At 33.4% G+C, this 3,854-nt stretch carries 5 protein-coding genes; all 5 read left to right on the plus strand.

What is annotated here, in order from left to right:
• The coding region (locus AC1DPQ_RS20700; protein WP_477610730.1) for a hypothetical protein at positions 1–250 on the plus strand (250 nt) is incomplete at its 5' end.
• Positions 243–1,535: a glycosyltransferase gene (locus AC1DPQ_RS20705; RefSeq protein WP_477610731.1), complete on the plus strand. Its 1,293-nt coding sequence runs from the start codon at positions 243–245 to the stop codon at positions 1,533–1,535. The genes AC1DPQ_RS20700 and AC1DPQ_RS20705, both read left to right, overlap by 8 nt.
• Positions 1,528–2,763 carry an O-antigen ligase family protein gene (locus AC1DPQ_RS20710; protein ID WP_477610732.1) on the plus strand — a complete coding sequence of 412 codons (1,236 nt, stop codon included), beginning with the start codon at positions 1,528–1,530 and terminating at the stop codon, positions 2,761–2,763. The genes AC1DPQ_RS20705 and AC1DPQ_RS20710 overlap by 8 nt, the downstream gene beginning before the upstream one ends.
• 286 nt (positions 2,764–3,049) lie before the next feature.
• Positions 3,050–3,322: an acyltransferase gene (locus AC1DPQ_RS20715; protein WP_477584984.1), complete on the plus strand. Its 273-nt coding sequence runs from the start codon at positions 3,050–3,052 to the stop codon at positions 3,320–3,322.
• Between the two features lie 28 nt (positions 3,323–3,350).
• The coding region (locus AC1DPQ_RS20720) for a glycosyltransferase family 2 protein (protein ID WP_477610733.1) at positions 3,351–3,854 on the plus strand (504 nt) is incomplete at its 3' end.

Consider the following 3,854-nt stretch of genomic DNA (forward strand, 5'->3'; position numbering starts at 1 on the left):
CGTGAATACTTGGGGAAGCTTGCACTCCCAATTGTTAAATGGAATTGGAAAGTTAAAGATCCAATTAATCAGCGCTATAATAATAGCGCTTTTGAACATTCCATTATCACTTTACGTTGGTCGGCATTTTGGGCTAGCAGGGTTAATTTGGGGCCAATCTTTGTTACCTTTGGTAAGTACAGCTTGGTGGGCTCCTATGCAGGTGAATAAAATATTGAAAGGTAAAGCGGAAGGAATTTGGAATGAGTAAGAAACTTAATATTCTACTTTTGTCGGGGACCCCGCCATATTCTCATTCAGGGATTCTTGCTCTTGATATCATCAATTCATTAAATCAAAAAGGCCACTATGCCGAATTGATTACCAAATTCTATGACCCTAAGTTTGAACCTGGAGTAAAATCTGTTTATAATCAATTCGAATCAAAGCTGGTTAAGCTTAAAAATAAAATATTTGCACTTTTTGGCAAGAAGATTAAATCAAACTTTGATTATTATATTTTTGATCTGAGCTATTCTAAGAAGAAAATTTCTACAAAAAATGTTTTGTCAAAAATTTCTAAAAAACCAGATTTAATCATTTATCTGTTCCCTCATTTTTTTCTCAACGAAGAGAATATCTACGAGCTATATAATAAGACAAGAGCGCCTGTTATTTTATTCCCCGTAGATATGGATCCTCTTACGGGAGGCTGCCACTATTTTTGGGATTGTGAGGGGTTCACGAAGCTGTGCGGGAATTGCCCTGGATTATATTCGAATGATCCCCATGATGCTACATTTAAAAATATGAATTACAAGAAAGAATTTATTGATAAAACAGAGATTTATCCCATTGGTGGGAAATATATGTTGAGTGTAATCAATAAAAGCTTCTTGTACAAGGGAAAAAATAAATTTAACATTGATTTGGTGATCAATGAAAATCTTTTCTACCCAGGGGATGTCGAAAAATCAAGGAGTAAATTTCTGTTGCCACTTGATAAAAAGATAATTTTTTTTGGAGCGCTATCCTTAACTGAAAGGAGAAAAGGAATGCTTTTTCTCATTGAAGCGCTGCAACTACTGAAGAATTCATCTGATGAAACTTTGAATGATAGGATTGTAATAGTTATGGCCGGAGCCATAAAAGATAACATACAGGAAATGATTCCTTATCCTATTTTTCAATTAGGGTGGCTAAGTCAGGAGGATTTACCCATAGCATTTAGGGCAGTGGATCTATTTATTTGCCCCTCCATTGAGGACGCGGGACCAATGATGACTATACAATCGCTCATGTCTGGTGTTCCGGTAGTCGCTTTTGAGACGGGCAATGCAAATGAAATGATAACAAATGGATTCAATGGGTTTAAGGTTCCGATATTCAATGTCGAAGGATTAATGAATGGAATTCGAAACATATTAGAAATGAATCCAGAGGAAAAAAAACTAATGGATTTAAACTGTAGAAATACAGCATTAGAAAAATCTTCATACAATGCCTTTTCTGCAAATATTTTATCTGCATATAATTCTATTAAAGGATATGCTTAGAAAAACATTTTTTAGAGAGTTATTGCCCACATTAACACCTGGGGCAATTGTATTTTTTTTAATAATTTTTCAAAGTTGTGGAATACCTATTTTTGAAAAAAAGGGAACCATAATCGCTGTTGTTGTGCTTTTTCTTGCTCGGAATGGGTTTCAATATCTTACAGCAAAACACCTTCTCATTATTTGTGGAATATTATTGTTTTTAATAGTTAATTTTAGCGTCAATCCCGCGTTTGAATTATCTAATTTAATTTTCCAATGTTGTTTGGTTATAGAGACCTATATATTCTTGTTATCGTATAAAAAAGCCGGTATTTATAGATTGCAAAATGATTTTATTCGGTGTTTACACTTCATTTTTTTACACTCATTGGCTGGTTATCTATTATATTTAACGATACCCGTACTATTTCAAGAAGTTTCTTTCAATTATCCTTACAGGACATTTATGTTTTGTTTCTATGTAACTGTTGATAATAATGATGTTGCTAGAAATACGGGGATTCTTTGGGAGCCGGGGCTGTTGCAATTAATGTTGAACATTTTTTTGTTTTATGCCATTAGAACGCGTCGGCCAGATTGGTTTTTGCTAATCATAGTAATAACTGTGTTGACAACATATTCTACATCGGGATATTTTTGTTTAGCAGTAAACTACTTATACTTTGTACTATCAAATCTTAAAACAAGAAAGAAATTTGTGATGACGTTAGTGGGGCTTACCGTATTTTTTTCTAGTTTTTTAGTTTTTATACTCGAGAACATTAATGATAAACTTGGAGGCGAAAACCTTTCAGGTCTCGCTCGTTATAGAGATTTCTATATTGGATGGGAGCTTATAAAGGAAAAACCACTAATGGGACATGGCTTATTTAACGAATCTTATCTCTTTACTAAACCATATGTTACTGCTATCGAAGTCAGACTTTTTGGGGCCAGAACTCTAGATATTATTGGCTCAATTTCTGGAGGATTTGTTAATGGGATAATGGATGTATTTGCTTGGTTTGGATTACCAGCTGGATTGCTTTTATTTATTCTTTTTTATAAGAATAAATTTGTTGGTGTAAAGCTAGAGCGTATAGTTTTCTTTATTATATTATGTTTTACTTTCTTTGCTGAACCGATAACCTACACATCATTTTTTTTAATGTTCCCTTTCTCGGCAATAATRTTTGAGCAGAAGCTCAATAAGATAACCGGTAAACAATCAATTAAATTAACTTAATTAGTAAATGGAAAATATGAAAACCACTTTTATGAAGTATGCTTTCGCAGCAGTATACATTTTTTGTGGAGCTATAGCACTTTTACCCTTCCATAATTTAAGAATTTTGTTAATGAGGTGTTTAGGCGCAAAAATCGGCAAAAAGGTTGGGCTTTATAGAGGTTTTGAAATCAGAAGTCCATGGAAATTGGAAATTGGTAACAGCACATTAATCGGCCACAATGCATTGCTTGATGCAAGAAAAGGTCTGATAATTGGTTCTAATGTAAACTTAAGCAATGATGTTATGATATGGACATTACATCACGATTACAATAGCGAATTTTTCGATACCATAGGAGATCGTGTAGTTATTGAAGATTATTGTTGGATATGTTCCAGAGCGGTTATTCTTCCAGGAGTTAAAATTGGATACGGTGCTGTTGTAGCAGCAGGTTCTGTGGTGACAAAAGATGTTCAGCCTTACACAGTAGTCGGTGGAATTCCTGCAAAGGTAATTTCGGTTAGAAATAAAAAGTTAAGCTATAATTTGGGGAATGATATCTGCCCAATAATCTAGTAAATCAAATGACTAAATAATAAAATTGATGAACAAAATTTCTATAATAACGGCAACATATAATGCAGGAAAAACACTTGAGTCTTTAATACAAAGTATTATAATTCAAGATAGTGATAATTTTGAATTCATTATTGTTGACGGTTGTTCGAAAGATAATACAATGGATATTATAAATAAATATAGAAATTATATAACCGAATGGATCAGCGAACCAGATAAGGGTATTTATGATGCATGGAATAAAGGCGTTTTAAGAGCTAGCGGAGATTGGATAATGTTTTTGGGTGCAGATGATATATTATTACCAACAGCGTTGTCAAAATATCAAAATTTTTTAGCAATGCAGTCTAATTTGGATTCTTTAGAATACGTTTCTTCCAAAAGACAAATGATTGATCTCAAAGGGAAAATTATTAGGACAGGGGGCTTCCCCTGGCAGTGGCCTTTATTTCTTAAAGAAATGACTGTTTCACATCCTGGGTCGTTACATTCAAAGAAAAAATTATTTGACATTTACGGAGTCTATGAT

Source organism: Pedobacter sp. 01T416_2 (genome assembly GCF_056398925.1).

Excerpts from the sequence above, each read along its gene's own strand:
- AC1DPQ_RS20705 (WP_477610731.1), top strand. The coding sequence starts at position 243 with ATGAGTAAGAAACTTAATATTCTACTTTTGTCGGGGACCCCGCCATAT.
- AC1DPQ_RS20715 (WP_477584984.1), top strand. The coding sequence starts at position 3,050 with ATGATATGGACATTACATCACGATTACAATAGCGAATTTTTCGATACC.